2 protein-coding genes are annotated in these 886 nt (G+C 37.1%); both read right to left on the bottom strand.

Going from position 1 to position 886, the window contains the following annotated elements; all coding sequences use genetic code 11:
• Nucleotides 1-59: 59 nt before the first annotated feature.
• The gene (locus KVT27_RS23315) at nucleotides 60-461 is read right to left on the bottom strand and encodes a head-tail connector protein (RefSeq protein ID WP_217563139.1); all 402 of its coding nucleotides are present in this window, start codon (nucleotides 459-461) and stop codon (nucleotides 60-62) included.
• Nucleotides 462-469: 8 nt separating this feature from the next.
• The gene (locus KVT27_RS23310; RefSeq protein ID WP_254636259.1) at nucleotides 470-766 is read right to left on the bottom strand and encodes a hypothetical protein; all 297 of its coding nucleotides are present in this window, start codon (nucleotides 764-766) and stop codon (nucleotides 470-472) included.
• Nucleotides 767-886: the final 120 nt, after the last annotated feature.

The following is an 886-nucleotide window of genomic DNA, read 5'->3' as shown; positions in this document are numbered from 1 at the left end:
CAATGTACTCATGATACTCAACTGTATGAATGAGTACATGTAATGGAATAGGAATAACATTAATCATTTACCTCCACCCCCGCATAAAGTAATCCTGTTGGACGTAGAAAAGCAATTGTCCCTTGTGCTATTCGAGCGTCATGGCCCGCTCCTTCAGACTTACCACCTCGTAATAAACCATAACGGAATTTACCAACCTGCATAACCGGCGTATCAATCATGGTATTTGTAGATGTTTCGCCATATAAGGCGATATATTCAGTTTGAGCAGCAGTAGCTTTCATTACCTGATTTTTAATAAATGGCGCCAATTTATCGAAATCAACGCCACTCAATTTATAATTAATAATCTGATCCACTACATCTGAAGCTCTTGCAATCATACGACTCAACATATCAGAATCTTCTACAGGCATTCCCTTGTATATGTTCGTATAGTATTCAGCATCTATATATGACATGAAATCACCTATTTTTCTGTTTTATCAGCTGCAGTATCTTTCTTTAACTTTGCAATTTCAGCCTTTAATTTCTTATTTTCAACTAATAAGTCATTACGTTCTGCTGTAATTGCATCTTTTTCTTCAATAACAGTATTTAATTCAGAAAGTGTTACTTCACGGCCACCTGTAGCACGAGTCACAACTACATAAGCAGCTCCTTCCGCATTAAGTTCTACTTGGTCATATCCTTCTACAAGATATGCACCTAAGCTTTGTTCTTCAACTGTTAGTACACGATTCTCTTTTTTTACGACTACGGCCATAATAATTCCCCTCCTATGCTTTTGGCGCTGTTACGAATGCAATACCGTCTGTTTTAGTATCAAACATAAATACGCCATCGTATGAGCGCTCAAAGTAAAAGTATTTTCCTGCAGTTTTTG

This window comes from Lysinibacillus sp. GbtcB16, from assembly GCF_019091145.1.
GTDB lineage: Bacteria > Bacillota > Bacilli > Bacillales_A > Planococcaceae > Lysinibacillus > Lysinibacillus fusiformis.
This window is presented reverse-complemented; position numbering and strand designations above follow the sequence as displayed.